Annotated in this window: 23 protein-coding genes; 5 read left to right on the top strand and 18 right to left on the bottom strand. The window is 40.7% G+C overall.

What is annotated here, in order from left to right; genetic code table 11:
- Nucleotides 1-16: 16 nt before the first annotated feature.
- Nucleotides 17-367, top strand: a complete 351-nt coding sequence (locus C7S20_RS15825) for a cupin domain-containing protein (RefSeq protein ID WP_107013380.1) — start codon at nucleotides 17-19, stop codon at nucleotides 365-367.
- 6 nt (nucleotides 368-373) lie between these two features.
- Here the strand turns inward: C7S20_RS15825 and C7S20_RS15830 are convergent, their stop codons facing one another.
- From C7S20_RS15830 to C7S20_RS15905, 15 genes are all read right to left on the bottom strand, one after another.
- Entirely contained in the window at nucleotides 374-1,768 is a 1,395-nt protein-coding gene (locus C7S20_RS15830) for a TolC family protein (RefSeq protein ID WP_107013381.1), read from the bottom strand.
- The gene (locus C7S20_RS15835) at nucleotides 1,765-3,120 is read right to left on the bottom strand and encodes an HlyD family secretion protein (protein WP_107013382.1); all 1,356 of its coding nucleotides are present in this window, start codon (nucleotides 3,118-3,120) and stop codon (nucleotides 1,765-1,767) included. Before C7S20_RS15835 ends, C7S20_RS15830 begins: the two co-directional genes overlap by 4 nt.
- 3 nt (nucleotides 3,121-3,123) lie before the next feature.
- Nucleotides 3,124-4,782: a peptidase domain-containing ABC transporter gene (locus C7S20_RS15840; RefSeq protein ID WP_107013383.1), complete on the bottom strand. Its 1,659-nt coding sequence runs from the start codon at nucleotides 4,780-4,782 to the stop codon at nucleotides 3,124-3,126.
- Nucleotides 4,775-5,458, bottom strand: a complete 684-nt coding sequence (locus C7S20_RS15845; protein WP_107013384.1) for a TetR/AcrR family transcriptional regulator — start codon at nucleotides 5,456-5,458, stop codon at nucleotides 4,775-4,777. Before C7S20_RS15845 ends, C7S20_RS15840 begins: the two co-directional genes overlap by 8 nt.
- A gap of 153 nt (nucleotides 5,459-5,611) precedes the next feature.
- Entirely contained in the window at nucleotides 5,612-5,797 is a 186-nt protein-coding gene (locus tag C7S20_RS15850) for a hypothetical protein (RefSeq protein WP_107013385.1), read from the bottom strand.
- Between the two features lie 52 nt (nucleotides 5,798-5,849).
- Complete coding sequence (locus tag C7S20_RS15855; RefSeq protein ID WP_107013386.1) at nucleotides 5,850-6,917, bottom strand: CgeB family protein; 1,068 nt, start codon at nucleotides 6,915-6,917, stop codon at nucleotides 5,850-5,852.
- A gap of 174 nt (nucleotides 6,918-7,091) precedes the next feature.
- Nucleotides 7,092-7,448, bottom strand: coding sequence for a SpoIIAA family protein (locus C7S20_RS15860; RefSeq protein ID WP_107013387.1), 357 nt, complete (start codon nucleotides 7,446-7,448; stop codon nucleotides 7,092-7,094).
- Complete coding sequence (locus tag C7S20_RS15865) at nucleotides 7,441-8,901, bottom strand: cytochrome b N-terminal domain-containing protein (RefSeq protein ID WP_107013388.1); 1,461 nt, start codon at nucleotides 8,899-8,901, stop codon at nucleotides 7,441-7,443. The genes C7S20_RS15860 and C7S20_RS15865 overlap by 8 nt, the downstream gene beginning before the upstream one ends.
- On the bottom strand, nucleotides 8,898-9,419 hold the full coding sequence (locus C7S20_RS15870) for a QcrA and Rieske domain-containing protein (protein WP_107013389.1): 522 nt from the start codon (nucleotides 9,417-9,419) through the stop codon (nucleotides 8,898-8,900). Before C7S20_RS15870 ends, C7S20_RS15865 begins: the two co-directional genes overlap by 4 nt.
- Nucleotides 9,409-9,627 (bottom strand): hypothetical protein, encoded by a 219-nt coding sequence (locus C7S20_RS15875; protein WP_107013390.1) that lies wholly within the window; start codon nucleotides 9,625-9,627, stop codon nucleotides 9,409-9,411. The genes C7S20_RS15870 and C7S20_RS15875 overlap by 11 nt, the downstream gene beginning before the upstream one ends.
- Before the next feature lies 1 nt (nucleotide 9,628).
- Complete coding sequence (locus C7S20_RS15880) at nucleotides 9,629-10,468, bottom strand: cytochrome c oxidase assembly protein (RefSeq protein WP_159039959.1); 840 nt, start codon at nucleotides 10,466-10,468, stop codon at nucleotides 9,629-9,631.
- Nucleotides 10,465-11,016, bottom strand: coding sequence for a cytochrome c oxidase subunit 3 (locus tag C7S20_RS15885; RefSeq protein ID WP_107013392.1), 552 nt, complete (start codon nucleotides 11,014-11,016; stop codon nucleotides 10,465-10,467). The genes C7S20_RS15880 and C7S20_RS15885 overlap by 4 nt, the downstream gene beginning before the upstream one ends.
- Complete coding sequence (gene ctaD / locus C7S20_RS15890; RefSeq protein ID WP_107013393.1) at nucleotides 11,016-12,674, bottom strand: cytochrome c oxidase subunit I; 1,659 nt, start codon at nucleotides 12,672-12,674, stop codon at nucleotides 11,016-11,018. Before ctaD ends, C7S20_RS15885 begins: the two co-directional genes overlap by 1 nt.
- The gene (coxB, locus tag C7S20_RS15895) at nucleotides 12,671-13,594 is read right to left on the bottom strand and encodes a cytochrome c oxidase subunit II (RefSeq protein WP_107013394.1); all 924 of its coding nucleotides are present in this window, start codon (nucleotides 13,592-13,594) and stop codon (nucleotides 12,671-12,673) included. Before coxB ends, ctaD begins: the two co-directional genes overlap by 4 nt.
- Before the next feature lie 258 nt (nucleotides 13,595-13,852).
- Complete coding sequence (locus tag C7S20_RS15905; RefSeq protein ID WP_107013396.1) at nucleotides 13,853-14,224, bottom strand: sensory rhodopsin transducer; 372 nt, start codon at nucleotides 14,222-14,224, stop codon at nucleotides 13,853-13,855.
- A 237-nt stretch (nucleotides 14,225-14,461) separates the two neighbouring features.
- On the opposite strand from C7S20_RS15905, the gene C7S20_RS15910 reads away from it, so the two are divergent.
- The 4 genes from C7S20_RS15910 to C7S20_RS15925 are packed head-to-tail and all read left to right on the top strand — an operon-like array spanning nucleotide 14,462 to nucleotide 22,668.
- The gene (locus tag C7S20_RS15910) at nucleotides 14,462-16,249 is read left to right on the top strand and encodes a thiamine pyrophosphate-requiring protein (protein WP_107013397.1); all 1,788 of its coding nucleotides are present in this window, start codon (nucleotides 14,462-14,464) and stop codon (nucleotides 16,247-16,249) included.
- Between the two features lie 2 nt (nucleotides 16,250-16,251).
- Nucleotides 16,252-17,361, top strand: coding sequence for an enolase C-terminal domain-like protein (locus tag C7S20_RS15915; RefSeq protein ID WP_107013398.1), 1,110 nt, complete (start codon nucleotides 16,252-16,254; stop codon nucleotides 17,359-17,361).
- A gap of 12 nt (nucleotides 17,362-17,373) precedes the next feature.
- Nucleotides 17,374-21,285, top strand: coding sequence for an SDR family oxidoreductase (locus tag C7S20_RS15920; protein ID WP_107013399.1), 3,912 nt, complete (start codon nucleotides 17,374-17,376; stop codon nucleotides 21,283-21,285).
- A gap of 39 nt (nucleotides 21,286-21,324) precedes the next feature.
- Nucleotides 21,325-22,668 (top strand): amylo-alpha-1,6-glucosidase, encoded by a 1,344-nt coding sequence (locus C7S20_RS15925; RefSeq protein WP_107013400.1) that lies wholly within the window; start codon nucleotides 21,325-21,327, stop codon nucleotides 22,666-22,668.
- On the opposite strand, the gene C7S20_RS15930 is transcribed toward C7S20_RS15925, so the two are convergent.
- The 3 genes from C7S20_RS15930 to C7S20_RS15940 are packed head-to-tail and all read right to left on the bottom strand — an operon-like array spanning nucleotide 22,665 to nucleotide 24,205.
- The gene (locus C7S20_RS15930) at nucleotides 22,665-23,225 is read right to left on the bottom strand and encodes a DUF4468 domain-containing protein (RefSeq protein ID WP_107013401.1); all 561 of its coding nucleotides are present in this window, start codon (nucleotides 23,223-23,225) and stop codon (nucleotides 22,665-22,667) included. The genes C7S20_RS15925 and C7S20_RS15930 overlap by 4 nt on opposite strands.
- Nucleotides 23,226-23,265: 40 nt before the next feature.
- On the bottom strand, nucleotides 23,266-23,640 hold the full coding sequence (locus C7S20_RS15935; protein ID WP_107013402.1) for an SPW repeat domain-containing protein: 375 nt from the start codon (nucleotides 23,638-23,640) through the stop codon (nucleotides 23,266-23,268).
- Between the two features lies 1 nt (nucleotide 23,641).
- Nucleotides 23,642-24,205 carry a vitamin K epoxide reductase family protein gene (locus C7S20_RS15940; protein ID WP_107013403.1) on the bottom strand — a complete coding sequence of 188 codons (564 nt, stop codon included), beginning with the start codon at nucleotides 24,203-24,205 and terminating at the stop codon, nucleotides 23,642-23,644.

Below are 24,205 nucleotides of genomic sequence, written 5' to 3' on the forward strand. Positions count from 1 at the left end.
AATTAAATTTTCACTCATGATATACGCTTCATTAACAAAAGATCTGGAATATAATGATAAAAAACCTGCAGTAACCGTGCTTTTAGATACCGATACCACCCGGGAATTAAGGATAATCATGAAAAAAGGACAGGTTATGAAGGAGCATCAAACTCCCTACCCCATTGTCGTGGAGATCTTTGAAGGCCAGATAACTTTTGGTGCCAATGGAGAAAGCCATAAGCTTAAAAAAGGAGATCTGGTTTACCTGGAAGGCGCCGTACCGCATATTCTCAAAGCTGAAGTAGACAGCACAGTGAGATTAAGTCTTTCAAAATCTGATTCGGCAGAAAGGGTAAAAGGAGTAGCCGATAATTCTTCTAAGTAAAAGTGATTAAAAATTGGCGGTGACCTTCTGAAGTTCAGCCTGGCTTTTTAAATATTTTACGATCACTGATATTTCTTTCAGTTTAGCTGAAACAAAAGAATTTTCACGACTGTTTACAAGGAACAGAGAACTGTCCCCCAACTCAAATTTTCGCTGTTCTGCAGTTACCAGTTTGCCATAATCGGCTACCAGCCCTTTTATTTTAAAACCCTGATTTCTGAAGGAGTTAATTTCCATCTGAAGCGATCGAAGTTTATTCTGTATTTCCTGCCTTGCACTAATAAGTTCATAATTAGAACTTTCCAGCTCGAGTTTTGCCAGTTGAAGGTCTCCCCTTTCTTTTCGCATAAAAAGTGGTAAACTAAATTTAAATCCGAATTTGTAATCTTCGGTATTCAGGCGCTGCCAGTCTTGGGGCTGCTCCGTTAGAAAATTATAACTTAGATTGATATTAGGTAAAAGTTTATTTGCCCGTAGCCTCTTTTCAACATCATTGATAGCCACATTATATTCCAGGTACCTGATTTTCGGATTTTGCAGGATATTTTCCGAAGCAGTGATCTCATTTTCAAGCCACATTTCATTGACTTCTTCAAAAAGATTTTCATTGGGTTTCACTAAAGAAGTGATCTCTAAAGGAATATCATTTTCTGCCCACAGGTAATTTGATAATTTTAAAGATGCTTTTAAATAATCAAGTTCTGCCTGCTGCAACCCGATTTCACGGTTATTATAGGCAATATTAGCCTCCAGGGTATCCACAGCGGGCTTGTCACCGAGCTTGAAGGAAATTTTTACCGATTTCAATCTGAATTCGGCATTTCTTAAAAATTCCTGATACAGCAGTAATTCCTGGTGCGCGGCAAACCATTCAAAATATGCTTTGGAAGCATCATATAAAATTTCTGCTGACATAAGGTCTTTTTTCATTGCGGACTGTTCGCGATATATTTTTGCCTGCTTCAAAGCCGCCATACGTTCGCTGAGAAATATTCCGTTTGTGACATCTAGCGAAACTCCCGCCGAAAAAAGGCCTTCTTCGGGAACCAGGTTTTGCTGATTTAGATATTTGCCAGAATTTTGCTCGTACTTCGCATTCAGTTCCAATCCGTAATAAGTAGGGATCTTAAATGCCGCGCCTAACAGGTTGTAATATTCGGTGGATTTATAGTCTTTTTCTGTAAGATCGGCTTCTAATTTAGGATCAAAAGCGCCCCTGGCCTTCATTAACTTAAAATTACCTTCTTCCACTATTAGGCTTGCCTGTTTCACCAGCGGATGATATTTCTTAACGATGCTTAGATACTCTTTAAAATCAAGTTTTAAGGTATCTGGTTCCTGTGCGAAAACTCCGTGAGTCAGGCCCGACAGCAATAATAAAACGAGAATTAGTTTTTTCATTTTTTCTGATCTTTGGCATTTACGGCATTTTCAGCAGAATAATAATTAGGCGGAAAACCATTGAGTTGTCGCCAAATCTCATACCAGATAGGAACATCTTCCAGCAAAGCAAGCGTGGAAGCGCCGGAACCAATTTTTATCTCTTTTGGCCATTGATAATCATCCTCATTAGGAGCCAGTAAAACCCTGTATTTCCCGTTAGAGCTGATAAAATTCTCGATGGCCACGATCTCCGCGCCAAAAGTTCCGTAAGAGCTATTTGGCCATCCGCTAAACACAATTGCCGGCCAGCCATCAAATTGCACTCTCACTTTTTCCCCCAGGTGAAGCAATGGCATATTAATAGGGTCTATATAAGTTTCTACCGCTAATTCATAATTAGAAGGCATGATCCCAACCAGAGCTTCGCCCTCTTTGAAGGTCTCTCCTATTCCACCTTTGATCGCTTTATTAATGTAGCCATCCTGCGGCGCAAGAATGTAATACAGGTCTCTGCGCTTATCATAATTTGCATAAGAGGTCTCGAGCTTACTAATATCAACCTGATTTTGGAACATTGAACTTTCGGCTGAAGAGCGGTCGCTTTGCGCTTTGGAGATCTTTTCGCTGTATTCGGCATCTACACGATTGAGTTCAATTTTGGCGTTGATGATCTCATTTTTCGCAGCCAGCATTTTATTTTGCTGCGCGATTTTTTTCGCCTGCGCTTCCTGAAATTTTAAGCGATAGTTTTCCATATCGGTGGTTGATTTCAAGCCTTCTTCATTCAAGGTTTTAATCCTTTCATATTGCCTTTGAGCAATTTCCAGATTGGTTTTTGCAGCTTCAAGTTCAATGGAATCACTTTGAAATTTCAATTGACTTTGCTGTAATTTGTTGTGAGCCTGATCTGACTTTAATTTTCTTTCCTGCTCAAGTGAAACAATCTGATTGTTCAAAAACTGAATTTTACTGGTATAAGAATTTTGTGAACTTTTTTTGGCAAGGATCTGATCTCCGGTTCGGTCAACCAGTTGTGGGTCGAAATAATCATTTTTAATTTCTGAGATATATAAAATGGTATCGCCTTTTTTCACGTGATCTCCCTCATTGATAAACCATTTCTCAATACGCCCGGGAATGGGAGATTGAATAGTTTGTGGCCGCTGCTCAGGCGTTAATGTGGTAACATAACCTTTGCCCGGCACGGTTTGCGTCCAGGGCAAAAAGAGCATGATAATTAAAAGGATCCCAAAAATGATCAGGAACCGGTTAAAGTATTTTTGATTTCTGTCATTAAACACCTTTTTTCCGGAAGCATACTGTCTAAGATCTACTTTACCATGCAGGCTGTTTTTGGTAATATTCAGCATTTTTTAGGTGTTAGATTTAATTTTTCCGTTTTCTAAACAGATAACCTGGTCACAATATTTTTCCCATTTTTCGTCTTTGCTGGAAACAAGAATCGACCAGTTATTTTCTTTGTTAAATAAAAATTCGATGATCCTGTTTTCTTCCTCTTGATCCAACTGGTCCAGCGGCTCGTTCAGGATCAGTAAAGACGGCCGCTTTACAATGCTACGCGCGAGAATGATTTTCCTGGAAATTGAATAAGGCATCTGGATACCCTCAGGATAGATCATAGTATTAAGGCCTTTTGGCTGCTGTTTTACAAACTCCTGTAAACCGGTTTTATCAAGGGCCCATTGAATATCTTGTTTCGGAATATTTAGTTCTCCCAAAGTGATGTTTTCAAGTATAGTGCCTTCAAATGGAGATTCTTCGGCAATAGAATGTCCAAGTAGGGCCCTGTAGTGGTTTAGTTTAATGCTTTTCAGTGAAATATCATTTACATAAATTTCCCCGATATTCGGCTGAATAAGGCCTGCCACCATCTTAAGTAAAGTAGATTTACCCGCTCCATTTGCTCCTTTCAGCAAAATTTTGTCTCCCTGCCTGATCTTTAAATTACAGTTCTTCAGGATCTTTTTTTCATTAAAACCTGTATAATTAACGCTGTCTAATTCAATATTCAGAGGTTCCCCAATTTTAAAAGGTTCTTCCCCCGTCTGGTCTTCCAGTTTTTTATCGACTACCTGACCCATTTTCTCTAAGGAAGTCAATATATCGTAGAAGGATTCCAGTCCTACTATTATCTTTTCAATAGAACCTATAATGAGAAGAATGATAATTTCAGCCGCGACAAACTGCCCAATATTCATTTGCTGATTGAGAACAAGAATACCACCTATGGCAAGCAGACCGGCCGTAACCAGAACTTTAAAAATGATAAGTTGTATAAACTGAATTTTCAGAACCTGGAAATGGCTTTCTCTGGCATCCAGGTAATCATTCAGTATTCGGTCATTTTTCGAAATGGCAAGATTGGTTAATCCTGAAATTTTGAAACTAATAAGGGTTCTGGCAACTTCCTGGATCCAATGAGCGATGCGATATTTATATTTAGATTCTTCGATGCTGGCATCAAGCCCCCTCTTCCCGGTAATTTTGAAACCTATGTAAATAAGGAACACCAGAAGGAATCCGTAAATAATAAAGAATGGATGGTATAACGAAAGTAAGATCAGCCCAAAAAATACCTGTACAAGCGCTGAGGGAAAATCGATGATCACCTTGGAAAGGCCTTTCTGTACCGTAAGTACATCAAAGAAGCGGTTGGCCAGTTCTGGCGGATAAAAATTGCGCAGTTCCTCCATTTTGATCTTCGGAAAACGGTAAATAAATTCAAAAGAAGCCCTGGTGAAGATCTTTTGCTGAACGTTTTCTAAAATCCTTATCTGCATTAACTGAAGTACACCTACAAAAGCGACGCCCAGCGTAACCAAGATTACCAGTACAAACCAGGAAGTAGAAATTCGGGCTCCCTGCATAAGGTTCACTATAGCCTGAATTCCCAGCGGAACCGAAAGGCTCACCAGTCCGGCGAAGATGGCATAATAAAAGATTTGAAGAAAATCCTTTCGCTCCAGCTTTAAAAGGCCGGTGAATCTCTGAAATGGTTTTAATTTATCCATTTTCTAATTTTAATAAACCTGAGGCCATTGTTTTATAGAACATCGAGGGCGTAACTTCTTCAATGGGATCGGTAATACTGCTAAAATGTTGCCTGAGAAAATGCTGGTGCAGCACTCCGTCAATAATAGTGGTGGCGAGGGAAAAAGGAAATTCATAGCCAGCATTCACCTCAACAATCATATCGCTAAGCCTTTTAACCAGCCTTTTATAAAGCATGAAATGACCTTCTTTATTCTCTTCATCCACTGTTTTTGTGAGATAAGATTTCGAAGATTCATTAATGATAATATTATTAAGCGCGATCTCATTAATATGCTGAAAACGCATATCCTCTTCTACCGGCTGCGCCATAACTTCTATGGCAGTCATCAATTTTTGCTGTGGATCCTGGATGCCGTAGGTAGAAAAAGTAAGCTGATATTCCTTCCAGCCCCAGAACCAGTTAGTGATGTATACCAGAAATTTATGTTTGTTTTCAAAATAGCGATAGATCGAACTTTCATTTGAATTGATCTCCTTTCCCAGTTTCTTGAAGGTGAATTTTTCAAATCCGATCTCATCGATCAGTAAAATTCCGTTACCAATAATTTTCTTTCCTAAGGCAGTTGATTCAGGATCTTTCAGGTACAGATTTTCACTAACGGAAATTTTTAAATTTTTGAGCAAAGCATCCATTACAAAAATATTTTTGCCAAATGTAATAGTATTACTTTTACTTTTAAATGTTTTACTTTTATTTAACTATTGTTGAAGAAAATATTTTAGGAAATCTGGAAATAATTATATCGGAAAAAGTGAATTTAAATAGCCAACAAAAAACCCCTTCAGCTAACCAAAGGGGTTTAAATTGGTATTTCTGTACAAGAAACTCCAAATTTTAACCGATTCATAAATACCTTCATCTGAAAAATTCAGCTTAAGTTTTTCTGAAATTAATTTTTGGTATTCCCGATCAGCAACCCATTTGTTGTAGTTAATAAGCACTTTTTGTCCGAGATAATTTTTCTTACTCATAAATCGGAATTAAAGCTCTTTTTATAGCCAGCTTTAGACATTTTTATGATTTTTATGATTTTTCCATTACCTCCTCAACATAAGATTCCAGTTGTTGTGCACGCGCGCGGGAAGTGTGATATTTCAGGACTTTTTGCCGTGCCCGTTGGCCGATTAATTTTCTTTCTTCCTCGTCTATGGAATCGAAACATTCAATAGCGTCTGAGGAGGAACCTGCTATTAAAATTTCTTTATTGATCTCAAAAATACTGTCTATGCCGTTCCAGAAATCGGAAATAATAGGAACTCCACAGGCAGCAGCCTCAAAAAGACGTGCAGTGGGAGAATAGCCGGCACGTATCATATCCTGTTGCGTAATATTTAGCGTATACCTTTGGGAGTTATAGAACCGGCGATGTTCAGAAGGGGGTAAATGATCAATTCTTTCCACATTTTCAGCCCATTGAATATCTTCAGGATATTGCGGGCCGGCAACGATAAATTTCATATCCTTCTTCTGTTTTGCCGTTTCGTTAAGCAATTCTTCAACTGATGCTTGCCGGTCGTCACTGTAGGTCCCCAAATAGCCCATTTGCCATTTTTTTTCATGGTCTTCAGGAAAATATAAATTAGTATCGACCGAACAGTAGAGGGCTTTAGCATTGGGTGAATCATAATGCTCTTCCAGATAATCAAGAACCCTTCCACCGGAAAAAGATAAATAGAGCTGGTATTTTTTTATTAGCTCTTCATTGATGTATTCGTAATTTTCATTCCTGAGCTTTTCCAGGGTAACCGGCGTATCTAAGTCGTAAAATGCGGTAACTCCCCTGGCGGTTTCTATCACCCAATTTCCAATTTCAACCCCTTGGGGAACAAAAGATCCTACGATCACCGCATCGGCTTTTGCTACTTCGTTGGCATACCTTGTTTTTAGTTCTTCATTGGTTTCATACAGTCTAAGCCTGCAAAAATCAGGATTTGGCATATCACGGTGACCGGCATACCAGGGAACATCTTTTTCCAAAAATAGGACTTCATTTCCCAGTGCAGTCAATTCCTTCAAAAGCGCCCGAAAAGTGGTCGCGTGGTCATTTCCCCAGGAAGAAGTTATCGATAAGCCAATAACTATATATTTCATTTGTTACTGTTTATTTGTTTTCTTTGGTCAGATACAATTCTCTTATTATCATTTCCGAATGTTTTTGCAACTTTTGATTAATGAGTTTCTCTAAATTTATTTAAGAGCCAAAACTCAAGCTGAATATGAGAATGGTATAACCTATTTAGAAAGCCTCCTTAAAAAATTAAAGCTTTAGGATCGTATCCACTCCCAGGCCATATCTTTTTGATTAAGTTCGAAGAATTTCACCTCAGCCGTAGTAAAAGGTTTCATTGCTTTAGCGAGCATATCTTCCCATTTTTTATCTCCAACCATGGCAATTTTCTCGTAATCGTTAGCATGACTGGCATCCATCTTTACATCTTCGTAAAATCCTTTAAGGTCCCAACCTTCAAAATCGACCATTTCAAAATACCACCTTATCTTATTATCTTTTTCTATAAGCTGGTGGATTAGCGGATGCATTTTTTTTATATCCCCTTTTTGAAGTTCTCCTGTAACTTTGGAATAAATGATCTTTTCTTCGCGAATTTCTAAATCTTTAATCATGAGTTTGTTTTTTTATTATTTCTTTCTTTTTAGGTGGAGGTGGCAAAAGTCCTTTTTCTTTGTTTTTCACCATTAAATATTCAACAAGCGCGTCCAGTTCATCACTTTTTAAAGAACCTCCAAATCCGGGCATATCGTCTGTACCATTTACAATACGAATGATAAGTTGCGATCTGGTCATTCTATTTTGAACATTTTTGAGCTCCGGACCACTTTGCCCGCCGTGTTTTCCTATTTTATGACAATAGAGACATTTCATCTTATTCATAACCTCCACTCCTTTCGCAGCTTTTTCGCTATTTCCTGGAATAGAAGTGTATACAAGAGGATCTGCATCATATTTTGGAACCCATGGTGCCCTTAATCCTAATATGGTTAGGGAAATAATGGCAACAGACATGAATACTACGATTCCCACGGCCCATGGCCTTCTTTTAGGGCTCCTTTCCCCTTTATTCCACAAAAAAGGAACAGAAAGCAGTACTACTGCCACAATAAGAGGTGCAAAGAATAAGTAATATGGTTCCAGATTCCTGTTCATAGTGGCGAAAGTGGCATAGATCCATTCGAAATACCAATCGGGATGCGGCTCTACTTCAAGAATTGTAGGATCGGGAGGATCGCTTAGTTCGGGTGCTCCCATCCAGATCGCAAGGCCGGCCAGCACTATAAAAAGTCCGAAGCTGAAAACCACATCCCGCCACATCACATCAGGAAAAAAAGGCACTCCTTTCTCTTTTAAAAGATTTTCATACCAGTCACGATAGGTCTTTGGATCTACCAGCCTTCCTGCTTTTGGCGGTTCCGAAATTCCATTCCTGATTACCAGATAAAGATGAACCACGATAAGCATGGCAATAATTCCCGGCAACACAAAAACATGGAGTGAAAAGAACCGGTTAAAAGTTTCTCCTCCCAGTGTTGTACCTCCAAGGAAAAAATAAGCGATATAATCACCAATAATCGGGATCCTTCCCATCTGCTCAGCGGCGAGAATGGCCGTCCAGACACCATTGCTGTCCCACCTCATCAACTGGCCGGTAAAAGCGAGGGTAATGGTGGTTCCAAAAAGTACCACTCCTGTGAGCCAGTTCATTTCTCGCGGATATTTATAAACAGCATTCAGGTAAACCCGAATCATATGGATACCAATGAGGACAACCATTCCCGAAGCTCCCCAGTTATGTAATCCTCTGATAAAGTGTCCTAAAAAAGCCTTATGTTCTATGTATTGTAATGATTGATAAGCTGAATCTACCGAAGGTTGAAACATAAAGGCAAGTGCGATACCAGTAATCACCTGAATGATAAAACAAAACAAGGTCGCACTCCCCCAAACATAATTCCATCCTGTTCCCGGTGGCACCGGATGTTTAAGAAGAGGTTTAAGAGCTTCGGTTACTCCTCCACGGTCATCAATCCATTTCCATATTTTGCGTAATTTCTTTTTCACACGTCGATATTTGTAATTGGAATTCGGCCAGTTAAAAGTTCAACAATCCCGTTTTCTTCGCGTACTTCATACTGGTAAAGCGGACGGTTTGGAGGTCCTGCTGCCCTCTTCCCATCTGAATAAAAAGCTCCGCCATGGCAAGGGCAAAGGAACATATGAGATCCCTCCTGCCATCTTACGGGACATCCTAAATGGGAACAGTTTACCTTAAAGGCTTTTAAAGTATTATCCCTGTTGCGATAGAGGTAAGCTTCAGATTCTTCAATCTTTTTACTCCAGTCGTAGGTCGAGGCATTCCTAAACCTTACGTGGGTCATTTTACCAACTTTAAAATCAGAAGATACTCCAATTTTTCTCCAGGTTTTCTTTCTGTTTCCTACCACAGGTTCCAGAATTGCATCAATCAGTGGAACAGACATTGCAGCGCCAATAAGTCCGCCCAGCCCTATAGATAATTTCCGAAGAAAGCTCCTTCGGCTTTTCTTTTTATTCTCGTCATTTTCGCAATTACAGCTCATCTTCTTCAGGTTTTTTTAATTCATGATAAAGATCAGACATCCATCCGCCCAAAGCGATTATAAAAACGATTAGCCCAATAGCTGAAATGAGCATGCTGGTTAAAATTCCCCAGAGTAAAAAAGTGACTCCCAAAGCCAGGAAAAAAGGCCAGATCGTTGGCTCGGGCAGTTCTATTGGGTCTGGTTTAAATTTCTCTGAATCACTCATCTTATTTTCTATTTTGTATAACTTCTTTTTCTGAAATTATCTTTTCATGTTTTGTTTCTTCAAGCCAGGTCAGCGCAATATATACTGAAGTAGCCACATACATCACACAACCCGGAACCCACATGATCATTCCCGCCAGCTCCTGATCCTGAACCAGCGTCATGGGAATTGGATTTCTAATGGTAGTTAAAAGTGGAGCCGCATGAACTGCCTGGGATGCCCCGGCTGAAAAAGCCACCCAGAGGCCAAGAAGCGAACAGCTTACACAGGCAGTAAAAAGATAAATTACAGCTGATAAGGGTCTTATTTGATGTTTAGGATTTCGGCTAAAAACGGGGGTCAGGAAAAATATTCCGGCAATCAGTACCACTCCTAATAATAACGAATTTGGAATCTGGACAGCAAAACTGGAGCTCGAAGCACTTATTCCGCAGATCACGAGTCCGGTTTCTGCAGAAATCTTTGCGGCACTCAGGAAGTGGGCAATCCACATTGAAGAAGTTCCGGCAAACCATGCCAGCAGCACAAAATTTCTTTTAACTGCTACCTCACTTTGTTTCGGAATATACTCTCCTTTGAAGGCTATCCACAAAAGCAAAGGCACCAGCATGATAATTACTACATGTTGTATCATGGCCATACTATGAAGGCCAAATTCCAGAAGATGATTTAAAGGTGAGCCGAAAACCACATAAATACCAAGAATTGCTGCCAGCATAGTGAAAAATCTTCGCCAGCCAGGCCTAAACCAGATCGTAAATACACCCAGTGCTATAAAACATGCAACAGCCCAGGCTGAAGACCAGTTTCGTGACCAAAAAATATATTCTTCAAAACTCATAATAAGGGTGTTATATAAACATAAAAGAAAATAAACAACCATACTCCGTCTACAAAATGCCAGTAAACCTCTACACCATTGATCCCTGCTTTAGTAACTATTTTAAATTTACTAAATGAGAATGCAAAAAGTAAACTTATACAGGTAAGGCCCAGGAATACGTGAAGACCATGAAAGCCAGTAAGCGTAAAAAAGTTAGAGCCAAAAATATCACGGCTGATTGTAATCTGTTTTTTATAGAGATCGTAATATTCTTTCCCCTGGCCTAAAAGAAAAATGGCCGCAAGGAGCATGGTTATGAACATTCCAATTTTAAAACGCCTGATCTTGTTTTTAAAAAGTGATTTTTTGCTCAACATGAACGTCACACTGCTGGTAACAAGGCAAATTGTGAGGAAAGCAGCTCTTTTCACATTCAAATGTGGCGCAACCGAATCATGAATAAGGGTATCCCTTCTAAAATAGATATAAGTCATCAAAAGGGTCAGAAAAAAGAAGGCTTCCGAACCTATAAATAATAGCGCCAGTAATTTTCCTTTATCTTTCATCAGTTTAGTCTTTTATCCTGGTTTTCGGGGTGTTTCAGGTCCCATAAAGGTCTTCTGCTATGTATGGGAGGTAATTCTTTGAAATTCTGCAAGGTTGGCGGCGATGTTGTTGCCCATTCCAAAGTCCATGCATTCCACGGATCTGGTCCTGCTTTCTTTCCTTTTTTATAGGAAATGTAAAGGTTCCACAGAAAAATGGCTACAGCGATAAACATGAGTACAGCTCCTGCACTTGAAATGCCATTCAGTAAAAATCCATAGGGAAGGTCATCCATATAGGTATAAACCCTTCGGGGCATACCAAAGATCCCTAAGAGATGTTGCACCAAAAAGGTCATATTGAAACCGGTAACAAACAGCCATACATGCCATTTTCCTAATTTTTCACTTAAAAACCTGCCGGTCATTTTTGGAAACCAGTAATAAACGCCGGCAAAAACCGCGAAAGCCGTTCCGCCTAAGAAAACGTAATGCAAATGCGCAACCACGTAATAAGAATCGGTTAATTGCCAGTCTACGGGTACAAGTGCAAATGAAATTCCGCTGAGGCCGCCAATGGTGAAATTGATCAGAAAAAGCAGGCAAAATAACATAGCCACTGTAAAACGTATCGAGCCTTTATACATGGTCGCGATCCAGTTGATCACCTTCACTCCCGTAGGAACGCCAATCAATAAGCTGCTCGCGCCAAAAAAGGCGTTTACCGTATTAGACATTCCTATAGCGAACATATGGTGCATCCAAACCCCGAATGAAAGCAAACCTATGGCAATGGAAGAAACTGCCACGAAAGCGTAACCAAAAATGGGTTTTCTTGAAAATACAGGAATAACTTCTGAAATTACTCCCCAGGCCGGCAAAATAAGAATATACACTTCGGGGTGGCCAAATGACCAGAAAATATGCTGCCAAACAAGCGCTGATCCCCCTGTTGAAGGAACAAAGAAGTGAGCATCTAACTGCCGGTCAATAAGCAACATAAAAAGACCGGAGTTAAGCAGAGGAAATGCTCCCAAAATCAAAAATGAATTTACCAGAACCATCCATACAAAAAGAGGAAGCATATTAAGTTTCATTTGTTTGGCGCGCCTGGTAAGTACGGTAGTTATAAAATTTAGCGCCGCACCAATACTTCCGATTCCCGTAATAGAAAGGCCTATTACGTAATAATCTATTCCAATATTAGCAGTATAGGGTTTTTCGCTAAGGGGCGCATAATTGAACCAACCGGCATTTGGTGCGTTTCCAGCGAAAAAACTGAAATAGAGTACAAAACCTCCAAGGCAGGTGATCCAGAAACTAAATGCATTCAGGCGCGGGAAAGCCATTTCGTTGGCGCCAATCATCATAGGGACAAAATAGGTTCCCAGACCAATGAGCGACGGCATAAGCACCAAAAAGATCATAGTGGTACCGTGCATGGTAAAGATCTGGCTATAGGTTTGCGGAGTTACAAATCCGCTTTGCGGCATACTCAGCTGAATCCTGATCACCATCGCCTCAAGTCCGCCAATAATAAAAAAGAACAAAGCCAAAAGCATATACATAATGGCTATTTGCTTATGATCTACCGAGGAAAACCAGGATAACAATCCGGTTGATCTTTTTGGGGATGGCAATTCATCCTTTGGCTCAGGTATGGGTTGGTATAAGCTCATTTTAAATTCTGTAAATAATGGGTCAGTGCATTAACTTCTTCGGTAGTAAGTGCAAAATTGGGCATATGGGCTCCCGGTTTTAGTTGCTGTGGATCGCGAAGCCAGGCCTTGAGATTTGCTGTATTGTTCTTTTTCACATTGCTTAAAAAATACTCTCTGGAGGCAAAATTTGCCAGATTTGGCCCGATATTCGGATTTTTCTTTGTGACAATGGTTGAATGGCAGGAGGTACAGCTTTTTGTATGAAAGAGCTGCTGACCTCTATAGAAAAGGCTGTCCTGTTCTCCCGGTGCGTGGGTATGTTCCTGTTTTTTCCATCTTTCAAAACCCTCTGGGGTATGGGCAATGAGCCTGATTTTCATCCATCCGTGCTGGTCACCACAAAATTCACTGCAGGATCCACGATACACGCCGGGCTTATCGACGTAAATAGACATATAATTATCATAGCCGGGCATAAGGTCCATCTTTCTTCCAATTTTCGGGATCCACCAGCTATGGATCACATCTGCTGAAGTAAATTTTACATGCACCATTTTTCCCGCTGGAATATGCACTTCATTTGCTGTGCTAATATTGTCTTTTGGATAATTGGCTTCCCACCACCATTGGTGCCCAACAATCACGAGTTCCGGATCGGGATGCTCAGGTACTCCCTGGATCCTGTTCATTGCATTCAGACTATAAAAGAAAAAGCCTGTTACCAGGGCCAGGGCAAGACCGATCATCCAGAATTCAAATTTCCTGTTTTCGTGGATTTGTTCCGGTTCCTCATCTTTAGAATTTTTTCGCCTGCGGTATTTCCAGGAATAGAAGATGGTATAAAAACTTACAAGTCCGAGAACAATTACAGCCGCTCCCAAGAAATAGAAAAACAAATCCTTAATGATGTTTATACTACTAACTTCAGGAAGATCCAAAATCTGTATTCATTTAAGTTATAATTATCAGTTATGAATTTCAGTGCAGAATCAACTTCAATTTACGCTGATTTTTTCTCCAAAGAAAAATTTGCTGCTGCTCCTTAACAGAAGTTTAACCTCAAGTCGAGATGGTAATGATCTTTTAAATATAGCTGCAGCCCTGCCAGTTCTAATTTTGGTAGATATTGCACCAGGTTTAAATAACATTCCTCTTAAAAGAAAATTTTAGAAAAAATTAGGTATTTCTAATTCTTCTTATTGAGAAAACGCAATAGTTGTAAGCAATGCATTTTCGGCCTGCCTGGAATCAAGTCGGGAATGTTGAACCACAATAGGAACATCTGATTCGATCACCGATGAATAATCTGTTCCCTTCGGAATGGGTTCCGGATCTTCAAGATTATTGAAGCGCAGATGTGAAGTTCTTCTCGGGGCTACTTTTACATGATACGGTCCTACCGGTTCTTTATCTGAAAAGAAAATGGTTATTTTCACGTTTGCTTCCTCATCTCCCGTATTCAGAATACAGGCGGTTTCATGGCTTGTGAATTCAGGTTCCGGTCCATTTCCATATTTAGGTATATAGCCTTCCGCAATTACCCATGTTTGTTTTCCAAGGTGTTTCATAATAAAGATTTTACTGGTTTTTTATAAATCACCTCCAAATTAAATACTCTATGCCGCTCAGTTTATTAAAGAAAAGTCAAAATTAGCAGCAGGAACGTCAAACTTTCTTAAAGATTTGAATGCGACCTTTATTATTCCCTAATTTAGAGAAGAAGCATAATTCCGGATAAAAAAATTTGCTTTGAATTTGCCGGCTATTATGTATTAAACCGATTAATCAAACCTAAAATTATTCAAATGAGTGCAACAGTGAGTGATTTCATTCTCGACCGTCTCAATGAGTGGGGAGTGAATAGGATTTATGGATTTCCAGGAGATGGAATAAATGCGTTGACGGCATCGGTACGACGTGCTGAAGATGATGGAAAAGTAGAATTTATACAAACAAGGCATGAAGAGATGGCTGCGTTTATGGCCTGTGCCCATGCCAAATGGACCGGAGATGTAGGTGTATGTATGGCCACTTCGGGTCCCGGTGCTGTTCATTTGCTTAATGGTTTATATGATGCCAAACTTGATAAACAACCAGTTGTCGCTTTCGTAGGTCAGCAGGCAAGAATGTCTTTAGGCAGTGAATACCAACAGGAAATAGATCTTATTTCCCTCTTTAAAGATGTGGCGGGGGAATATGTTCATATGGCTACAGATCCGAAACAGGTGAGGCATTTAATAGATCGCGCTGTACGGATCGCGATTTCTGAAAGAACCGTAACCTGTGTAATTCTTCCCAATGACCTTCAGGAATTAGATGCGCCTTCTCCGCCACCAAGAAAACATGGGGCTGTATTTTCGGGAGTTGGTATTACCATTCCTAAAGTAGTGCCGCATACCGAAGACCTTAAAAGAGCCGCCGATCTTTTAAATGAAGGTGAAAAAGTGGCTATTCTTATTGGTGCAGGAGCCAGAAATGCTCCGGATGAAGTTACTGAAATTGCCGACCTATTAGGTGCCGGTGTCGCAAAAGCTTTGCTGGGGAAAGATGCTCTTCCCGATGATCTTCCTTTTGTAACCGGATCTATTGGCTTACTGGGAACAAATCCGAGTTTTACCTTAATGGATAAATGCGATACCTTATTAATGATAGGTACCGATTTTCCATATTCTGAATTTCTTCCAAAAGAAGGACAGGCAAAAGCAGTACAGATTGATATTGAAGGCCGAAGAGTAGGAACCCGATACCCTACTGATGTAAATCTTGTTGGAGACAGTAAGGATACTTTAAAGGCGCTGATCCCATTAATTAAAAGGAAAGAAGACCGTTCCTGGAGAGAAAAAATCGAGGAAGAGATCAAAGAATGGTGGAAAACACTCGAAAAAAGAGCGATGAAGGATGCCGATCCTATTAATCCCCAACGTGTTTACTGGGAGTTGAGCAAAAGACTACCTGATAATTGTATAATGTCATCAGATTCTGGTTCTTCAGCCAACTGGTATGCGAGAGATCTCAAATTCAGAAAAGGAATGAGGGGTTCTTTATCAGGAAAACTGGCCACAATGTGCCCGGGTGTGCCTTATGCCATTGCAGCGAAATTTGCATTTCCTGAAAAACCTGTCATCGCCCTGGTAGGTGATGGTGCCATGCAAATGTTAGGTAACAACGGATTGATAACCATTGCTAAATACTGGAAACGCTGGAAAACTCCTAACCTGATGATCCTGGTGCTAAATAACCGCGACCTTAATCAGGTAACCTGGGAGCAAAGAGTAATGACCGGTAATCCAAAATATGAAGGATCACAGAAAGTCCCCGATTTCCCATACGCTCAATATGCTGAAATGCTTGGATTGAAAGGTATTAAGGTAGATAATCCCGATGATATTGAACGCACTTTAGATGAAGCTCTTAATGCCGATCGGCCTGTTGTGTATGATGTTTATACTGATCCGGAAGTGCCCCCAATGCCACCTCATATCAAACCCGGCCAGGCCAAGGCTTTCGTATCGGCACTTCTAAAAGGAGATCCAGATTCCATAGATATGATCAAACAGTCATGGAAGGATATGATTTCTGAATATACTCATTAAAAGTGAGCACTCAAACCCTAAATATTGAAGCCAGACTTCAAAAAGGTACCGTCAGGACTTATAGAATTCCAACCGAAGAACCCGAGTCTGACGGTACCCTAAAATGGGATCATACAGATCTAATTCTGGTCGAACTGCAAGCAGCAAACAAAACCGGGATTGGTTATTCTTACGCCAGCCCTGCTGCCGCGAAAATTATAAGCGATGTACTTCTATCTGCCATGGAAGATAAGGACGCACTGGACATTACAGGTCTCTGGTATCTTATGCAGAAGAAGGTACGGAACTTTGGAAGACCAGGGATCGCTGCCATGGCAATCTCTGCAGTAGATAATGCCCTTTGGGATCTAAAAGCAAAAGTAATGGAAGTCCCATTATGCAAGCTTTTAGGTATGCTAAGGAAATCTATTACAGCCTATGCCAGTGGAGGATTTACTTCTTATGATCCGCAGGAGCTTAAAAGCAAATTCGAGGAATGGAAAGAAAAAGGCCATCATATCTTCAAAATGAAAATTGGCCGCGATAAAGAACAAGATTATAAAAGAATTGAAGCGGCACGCGATTGTATAGGAAATTCGCAGCTTTTCGTTGATGCCAATGGCGCCTATTTTCCAAAAGAAGCGGTTGCCATGGGCGAAGTGCTCAAGGAGTTTAATGTTCAGTGGTATGAAGAACCGGTTACTTCAGATGATCTTGATGGGCTTCATTTCGTAAAAGAACATGTGCCGGCAGCCATCAGGGTTGCCGCCGGAGAATATGGCTTTACCCCAACCTATTTTAACCGTATGCTTTCTTCCGGAAGTGTGGATGTACTTCAGGCCGATGCAACCAGGTGCGGTGGGATCACCGGCTTTATCAAAGCCCATGAAATATGTGAAGCCTATCACATGCCTTTTTCAGCTCATTGTGCCCCCAGTCTTCATATGCATCCGGGTGTGGCATTGCACAATATGCAGCACATTGAATACTTCAGGGATCATGTGAGAATAGAAAGCGAATTATTTGAAGGTTTTGTCCAGGCTACCGATGGGAAGATGGTTCCCGATCTTTCCAGGCCCGGCCTTGGAATTGAATTTAAACATGCGAATGCTAAAAAATACCTGATTAATTAAGATTACAAAATTATGTCAACAACCACCTCATATAGCCAACTTGAAGAAGAATTACAGAACAGCCTGGATGGCGAAGTTTCTTTTGAAAATGATTACCGGGCGCTATATGCCACCGATTCTTCCAATTACCGGCAGCTCCCTGTAGGAGTAGTATTTCCAAAAAACAAGCAGGATATTATTAAAACGGTTTCCCTTTGCCGCAAACATAATCTTCACATTTTAACGCGCGGTGGAGGTACCAGCCTGGCAGGACAGTGTTGTAATACTGGCCTGATAATGGATTTCAGTAAATATTATAATAAGATCATCGATATTGATCCTGAGAAGAAAACCGCCAGAATACAAACCGGTCTCGTACTGGATGATCTCAACAGGGCCCTGGAAGGACATGGTTTGATCTTTGGGCCCGATCCTTCCACTCACAATCACTGTACGCTGGGTGGAATGATGGGTAATAATTCCTGCGGAATACATTCGGTGATGGCACAGGTGGAAGATGGCGGTGTTCGAACCTCTGATTTTGTAGAATCTGCCGAAATTCTGACTTATTCAGGTGAAAAGTTTGAAGTAGGTCCAAATACTGAAGAAGAATTACAGGAGATCATTTCTAAAGCTGATGAAAAAGGAAAGATCTATGGTCGCCTTCGAAATCTAAGAAATAAATACGCTGAAGATATCCGGAAAGGCATTCCAGACATTCCCCGAAGGGTTTCAGGATATAACCTTGACGATCTTTTACCGGAAAATAATTTCAATGTTGCCCGAAGCCTGGTAGGTACTGAATGTACCTGTACGATTTTCCTGGAAGCCACTGTAAGACTTATAAACCGCCCAAATAAAAGATCACTGGTTCTGCTGGGTTACAATGATATTTTCGAAGCCGGGGACCATGTGACCGAAATTATGGACCACAAGCCCATCGGCCTGGAAGGAATGGACAACAAGCTTGTGAACTATATGCACAAAAAAGAACTTCACGAGGAAGATCTTGGTCTTTTGCCCGATGGAAATGGCTGGCTGTTGGTGGAATTTGGAGGAGAATCGAAAGAAAAAGCTGATGAAAAGGCAAAAAAAATGATGGCTGATCTAAAGAAAAATGCCAACGGGAATACTCCTTCTATGAAACTTTATGATGATCCTGATGAAGAAAGCCGGGTATGGGAAATTAGGGAATCAGGGCTTGGGGCCACCGCGTTCGTACAGGGATTGCCTGATATGTGGCCTGGCTGGGAAGATTCTGCGGTAGCTCCTGAAAAAGTAGGTGATTATCTGCGAGATTTGAGAGAGCTATTTCAAAAATACGATTATCATCCCTCCGTTTACGGACACTTCGGCCAGGGATGTATACATTGCCGTGTAGGTTTTGACCTTAAATCAAAAACAGGAATTGAAACCTATAAAAAATTTGTCAAAGAAGCCGCAGACCTCGTGGTAAGTTATGGTGGATCCCTTTCCGGGGAACATGGAGATGGACAGGCCCGCGGACCCCTGCTAGAAAGGATGTACGGAAAAAAACTTATGCAGGCTTTTCATGAATTTAAAGAAATATGGGATCCAGACTGGAAAATGAATCCGGGCAAGGTCATTGATCCGCTGCCACTGGATTCAGATTTACGCTACGGGAAAAATTTCCGGCCAGGCGAACATGATGAAACCCATTTTAAATATCCAAAAGATAAAGGAAGTTTTCACCGTGCTACCATGCGCTGTGTAGGCGTGGGAGAATGCCGGAAAACAAATAGCGGTACCATGTGCCCAAGTTATATGGTAACACGCGATGAAAAACAGGTTACCCGCGGCCGGGCTCACCTTTTGTGGGAAATGATGCAGGGAAAAGAGATCGAAGGCGGATGGAAAAGCAAAAAGGTAAAAGAATCACTCGATCTTTGCCTGGCTTGCAAAGGATGTTTAAGTGAATGTCCCGTAAGCGTGGATATGGCTACCTATAAAGCCGAATATTTTTCACATTATTACAAAAACCGTATCAGGCCAAGATCTGCTTATGCCTTTGGGATCATTGATAAATATGCTCAGGTAGCTTCCAGGTTTAGTGATCTCACAAACTTCCTGACCCACAGTAAAATTACGGCTCCGGCATTTAAGAAAATTGGCGGTATCGCGCAGGAACGAGAGGTGCCTGAATTTGCTAAGAAACCTTTTACGAGATCTTCAGAATATGATGAAAAATTCACAAATCTGGAAAACACGGTAATGCTCTGGCCAGATACTTTCAATAATTATTTCTTTCCGAAGGTACTCGATTCCGCAGCCAATATCCTCGAAAGTGCCGGTTTTGAAGTAATAGTTCCGGAAAGACATTATTGCTGCGGTAGGCCATTATATGATTTCGGTATGCTCGATATGGCCAAATCATATCTTCAAAAAATACTGAACGGCTTGAGCTTCTTTATCCAGGAAGATGTGCCAATTATCGGCCTGGAAGCAAGTTGTATCGCAGTATTCCGGGATGAACTCGGTAATCTTTTCCCCAATGACAACAACGCGAAAAGATTACAGAAAAACTTTAAAACATTGCCCGAATTTATAATGGAGCACGAAGATCGCTTCAAATTTAAAAATCTGAATACCTCTGCCCTTATGCATAAACACTGTCACCATAACGCGGTGATGGGCTATGATCCTGACCTTAAGGTGCTGAAAAAAATAGGTGTTGATGTAAATGTGCCTGATGCCGGTTGTTGTGGACTGGCCGGTAGTTTCGGATTTGAAGAGGGCGACAAATATGAAGTTTCAGTCAAAGAAGGCGAAAGGGTGATATGGCCCGCAGTACGGGATATGGATGATAAATATCTAATCACCGACGGTTTTAGTTGTAGAGAACAAATTAAACATGGAACAGGAAAACTCCCTTTACATACAGCCGAACTTATAGAAAAAGCATTAATAGAAAATAAAAGGAAAAACAAGATGAATATGAAAAGGAAAGTAGTAGTTATAACAGGAGCTTCAGCCGGCGTAGGCCGTGCAATTGCAAAGGAATTTGCGAAACAGGAAGCCAAAATCCTTCTGGTTGCTCGTGGAAAAGACGGCCTGGAAGGAACTAAAAAAGAAGTCGAACAATTAGGTGGTGAAGCCTGGATCTATGAAGCCGATGTGGCTGATGCCGATGCCGTTCATGCAGCAGCAGATTATGCTGAAAAAAATATTGGACCGATCGATATCTGGATCAATAATGCGATGGTAAGTGTCTTCAGCATGGCAAAAGACATGAAACCGGAAGAATATAAACGTGTCACCGAAGTAACTTACCTCGGTCAGGTTTACGGAACCCTCGCTGCCATTGAAAAAATGAAAGAAAGAAATTGCGGAAAAATTATCCTCATCGGCTCTGCGCTCGCATACCGTGGAATTCCGCTTCAATCTGCTTACTGCGGTTCGAAACATGCCATCCAGGGATTCTTTGAATCGGTAAGAGCAGAATTGTTACATGATGGTATAAATATAGATCTTTCCATAGTACATCTTCCGGCGATGAATACCACCCAATTTGGCTGGGTAAAATCAAGGTTTGATAAAAAACCACGGCCAATGGGCAAAATATTCCAGCCAGAAGTAGCTGCCAGGGCTGTAGTTGAAGTAGCCGAGAGCGGAGAAAGATTGAGAATGGTTGGCTTCTCTACCGTTCAAACAGTTTGGGGAAATAAACTTGCTCCGGATTTTCTGGATCATTTTATGGCCGAAAATGGGGTAAGCGGCCAGCTTACCGATGAACCTGAAGATCCCAACAGGCAGGACAACTTATGGGAACCTGTTCCCGGCGACCAGGGCTCTCATGGAGAATTTGACAAAAAAGCGCAGAATTATAGTATCTACGATAAACTCTACGAAAATAGAAAATCTCTAGCCCTTGTTGGAGGAACAATAATCGGTGGAGCACTATTTAAAATGTTATTTGGAAGGTAAAATAACATTTCAATTTACTACTTCATATAAAATTTAAAAATGGACAAAAAAAAGCTTAAAGAAAAAGTAACGGAGGTGATCTTTGAAAACCTTATTCAGGGTTACAGCGAAAGCCAGGACACCTCTTACACTTTTATCAAACCTTCGAAAAAATTTTACAGTTACCAGTATTTCTGGGATACCTGTTTTCATATTTATATTTTATGCGCTATTGGAGAAACAGGCCTGGCGAAAGACTGTTTTCGTACCCAATTCGCCATGCAGTCTGAAAACGGCTTCGTTGGCCATATACATTACTGGAATAATGTAATGCCGGCGCGAATCACTGATATTTTCCAAAATCGAATAGGTTTAGGGCGAAAACTAGTTCAATCCCACATGAGTTCCCTCATTCAGCCTCCTTTAATCGCGCAGGCACTTCAGAAGATTTGGGAAACTACAAAAGATGAAGATTACCTTCGGGAAATGCTTCCCAAACTTAAACTTTATTTTGAGTGGCTTGCGAAAAACAGGGATTTTGATGATGACGGGCTAATTTCAATTATCAGTCCGTTTGAATCAGGAATGGACTGGAAAGCTTCTTATGATCCTGTAGTTAATTTTCACCACGGAAAAGCCAATAAAAAATTATTCTGGAAAATGGTGGGAATAGATTACAGGAATTTCTGGCGTGATTATGACCATGAGAAGATCGCAAAAAGAGATAAGTTCAGGGTTAAGGATGCAGGATTTAATACGGTCTATATTCAGAATCTGAGAGCCATGGGTAAATTATGTGAAGATATTGGTGATGAGGATTCCAGGCTTTATCAGAAACGCTTTGAACAGGTTCGCAAGACCATGATCGAAAAGATGTATGATGAAGAAGATAAAGCCTTCTATGACCTGTACGGAAAAAATGACGAAAAAATCAAAATTCTTACCGCTACCATTTTCTTCCCGGTGATCATTGAAGGAATGCCCGAAGAAATTTGCCAGGATATTATAAAAAATCACTTTTTCAATAAAGAAGAATTCCATACAGAATATCCTGTACCCTCTTTATCAATAAACGATCCGGCATTTAATCCCGGGCAGTCAATGTATATTTGGAGAGGGCCTACCTGGATCTTTAATAACTGGTTCATGCACCAGTTCTTCCTGGAACAGGGCAATGAAGAAGAAGCCAAACACCTCATAGATGCGATCAAAAAATTGATCGATAAAAGTGGTTTTCGCGAATACTATAACCCGTTTACCGGTGAAGGTTACGGCGCCCATAATTTTACATGGGGAGGTCTTGTTCTCGATATGATCCATCGCGATGAAGAATACAAAAAGAAAAAATCGGGAAAATCAGAAGGTTCTAATCAATCAAAAGAATCAAATAAAAAAGCAGGTTAATTTTTTCCATTTTCAGGAACTTTTGCATCGCGGTTTACAAATGAAGATACTCCGCGAATAAAATCGTTCACAATATCTTCCATGGTTTTGCGTGCTTCCGAAGTTAAAGGAAGTGGTTTATTGTTGAGGGAATAAAAAGCCCATTGTTTAGGTCCGCCAACTATTGCAAAAGCCGGAGCATTAGGGCTACTGATTTCGACGATTTCTACATCATACCTGATCTTTCCATCCTTAAAACGGAAAGCAAGATCAAACATGGCATCCCAGGTATAGCTATTCCCATTGTCTTTGATCGTAAAAGCACTTGGCACGAAGACCTGATACTCCAAATAGTCATTTTTAATATCACGGCTAACTGCTGTTTCGGGATTATCGAGAGTAAATTCAGCCCACATTTTTGCAGCGAGATAAAGTTCTGCAGCCGATTTACCAGGATATTCACGAATCACCGAATCTTCAAATCCCGCTGAAGAAAGCGTAAATTTTTCGGCTGTTTTCTGAGCATAAGTTCCAAGGAATATAAAGCTAAATATCAGGCTAAGTGTAAAAGTTTTCATACTTCGGTTATTTTTCAAAATTATATTTTTAGGTTAAAATTTATTGTTTTTCAGCTTCTTTCAGATGTTGTGGATTTTTCTGCCATAATGAACTCCATCCACCGCCATAGCGTTGTTCAATACTTCCTTTTATTGTGGCAAAGAAAATCACCAGAACTCCACTAAGCATATTGCTAACTATCGCCAAAGTACTGTCATAGCCAAGGATCCAGGGTGCGACGAGCAGCCAGGCACCCATGGGGAAATTCCATTTTCGCACTCCGCGGGTTGCTTCCCACATAGAAACAACCGCAAAAGTAACAATCACCGGCCCGACGATATGACCGTTATTGGAGGCCGCCGAGCCATATTGAAAAATCCCCGGCGCGCTCATCAGCCATAATCCTATAATGCTATTTAAAATTCCTCCCCACATATTATTTTACTTTTTGAATTTCAGATTTCACTCCCCAAAATGCTTTCCATGTTGAAGCATTCGATCTTCTCACGCGTTGCATAAATTGCAAGCTTGCCAGCATTTCGTCCATTGCAGGACCGATCATCATTATGGAGATCACTGCCGAACAAAGGCAAAGTGTACACCAGGCCGAGAATAATACCGGTTGAAAGACCACCAGCATCACGCTTACAAAACCCAGCGGACCCACCGCCAGTCCAAAAACGATCACGATCCATGGCATTTTTCGCCATCTTTGTGTACCTCCGATTATTCCGGTAACGGCATCCACCAGATATCCGAAGGCCCCTAAAGCGGCATCGGGTATGGGCAACACATTAGAAACTTTTGATTCGAGAATTTTAATACTTCCGTTTCCGAAGAAAGGATCCCACACATCATTGGTTATATGGAGCTGGTACACTGCCAGGTAACTGGCTATAAGAAAACCGAAAATTGCCAGTATTACAATAGGAATACGTTGGGACCAGGTGGCGGGATTATAATCCCAGCCCGGTGGAATGTTTTCTTTTTTATTGCTCAT

Source organism: Christiangramia fulva (assembly GCF_003024155.1).
Classification (GTDB): Bacteria; Bacteroidota; Bacteroidia; order Flavobacteriales; family Flavobacteriaceae; genus Christiangramia; species Christiangramia fulva.

Coding starts and splice junctions, on each gene's coding strand:
- C7S20_RS15825 (WP_107013380.1), top strand. CDS start 17: ATGATATACGCTTCATTAACAAAAGATCTGGAATATAATGATAAAAAA.
- C7S20_RS15830 (WP_107013381.1), bottom strand. CDS start 1,768: ATGAAAAAACTAATTCTCGTTTTATTATTGCTGTCGGGCCTGACTCAC.
- C7S20_RS15835 (WP_107013382.1), bottom strand. CDS start 3,120: ATGCTGAATATTACCAAAAACAGCCTGCATGGTAAAGTAGATCTTAGA.
- C7S20_RS15840 (WP_107013383.1), bottom strand. CDS start 4,782: ATGGATAAATTAAAACCATTTCAGAGATTCACCGGCCTTTTAAAGCTG.
- C7S20_RS15845 (WP_107013384.1), bottom strand. CDS start 5,458: ATGGATGCTTTGCTCAAAAATTTAAAAATTTCCGTTAGTGAAAATCTG.
- C7S20_RS15850 (WP_107013385.1), bottom strand. CDS start 5,797: ATGAGTAAGAAAAATTATCTCGGACAAAAAGTGCTTATTAACTACAAC.
- C7S20_RS15855 (WP_107013386.1), bottom strand. CDS start 6,917: ATGAAATATATAGTTATTGGCTTATCGATAACTTCTTCCTGGGGAAAT.
- C7S20_RS15860 (WP_107013387.1), bottom strand. CDS start 7,448: ATGATTAAAGATTTAGAAATTCGCGAAGAAAAGATCATTTATTCCAAA.
- C7S20_RS15870 (WP_107013389.1), bottom strand. CDS start 9,419: ATGAGCTGTAATTGCGAAAATGACGAGAATAAAAAGAAAAGCCGAAGG.
- C7S20_RS15875 (WP_107013390.1), bottom strand. CDS start 9,627: ATGAGTGATTCAGAGAAATTTAAACCAGACCCAATAGAACTGCCCGAG.
- C7S20_RS15880 (WP_159039959.1), bottom strand. CDS start 10,468: ATGAGTTTTGAAGAATATATTTTTTGGTCACGAAACTGGTCTTCAGCC.
- C7S20_RS15885 (WP_107013392.1), bottom strand. CDS start 11,016: ATGAAAGATAAAGGAAAATTACTGGCGCTATTATTTATAGGTTCGGAA.
- ctaD (WP_107013393.1), bottom strand. CDS start 12,674: ATGAGCTTATACCAACCCATACCTGAGCCAAAGGATGAATTGCCATCC.
- C7S20_RS15905 (WP_107013396.1), bottom strand. CDS start 14,224: ATGAAACACCTTGGAAAACAAACATGGGTAATTGCGGAAGGCTATATA.
- C7S20_RS15910 (WP_107013397.1), top strand. CDS start 14,462: ATGAGTGCAACAGTGAGTGATTTCATTCTCGACCGTCTCAATGAGTGG.
- C7S20_RS15920 (WP_107013399.1), top strand. CDS start 17,374: ATGTCAACAACCACCTCATATAGCCAACTTGAAGAAGAATTACAGAAC.
- C7S20_RS15925 (WP_107013400.1), top strand. CDS start 21,325: ATGGACAAAAAAAAGCTTAAAGAAAAAGTAACGGAGGTGATCTTTGAA.
- C7S20_RS15930 (WP_107013401.1), bottom strand. CDS start 23,225: ATGAAAACTTTTACACTTAGCCTGATATTTAGCTTTATATTCCTTGGA.
- C7S20_RS15935 (WP_107013402.1), bottom strand. CDS start 23,640: ATGTGGGGAGGAATTTTAAATAGCATTATAGGATTATGGCTGATGAGC.
- C7S20_RS15940 (WP_107013403.1), bottom strand. CDS start 24,205: ATGAGCAATAAAAAAGAAAACATTCCACCGGGCTGGGATTATAATCCC.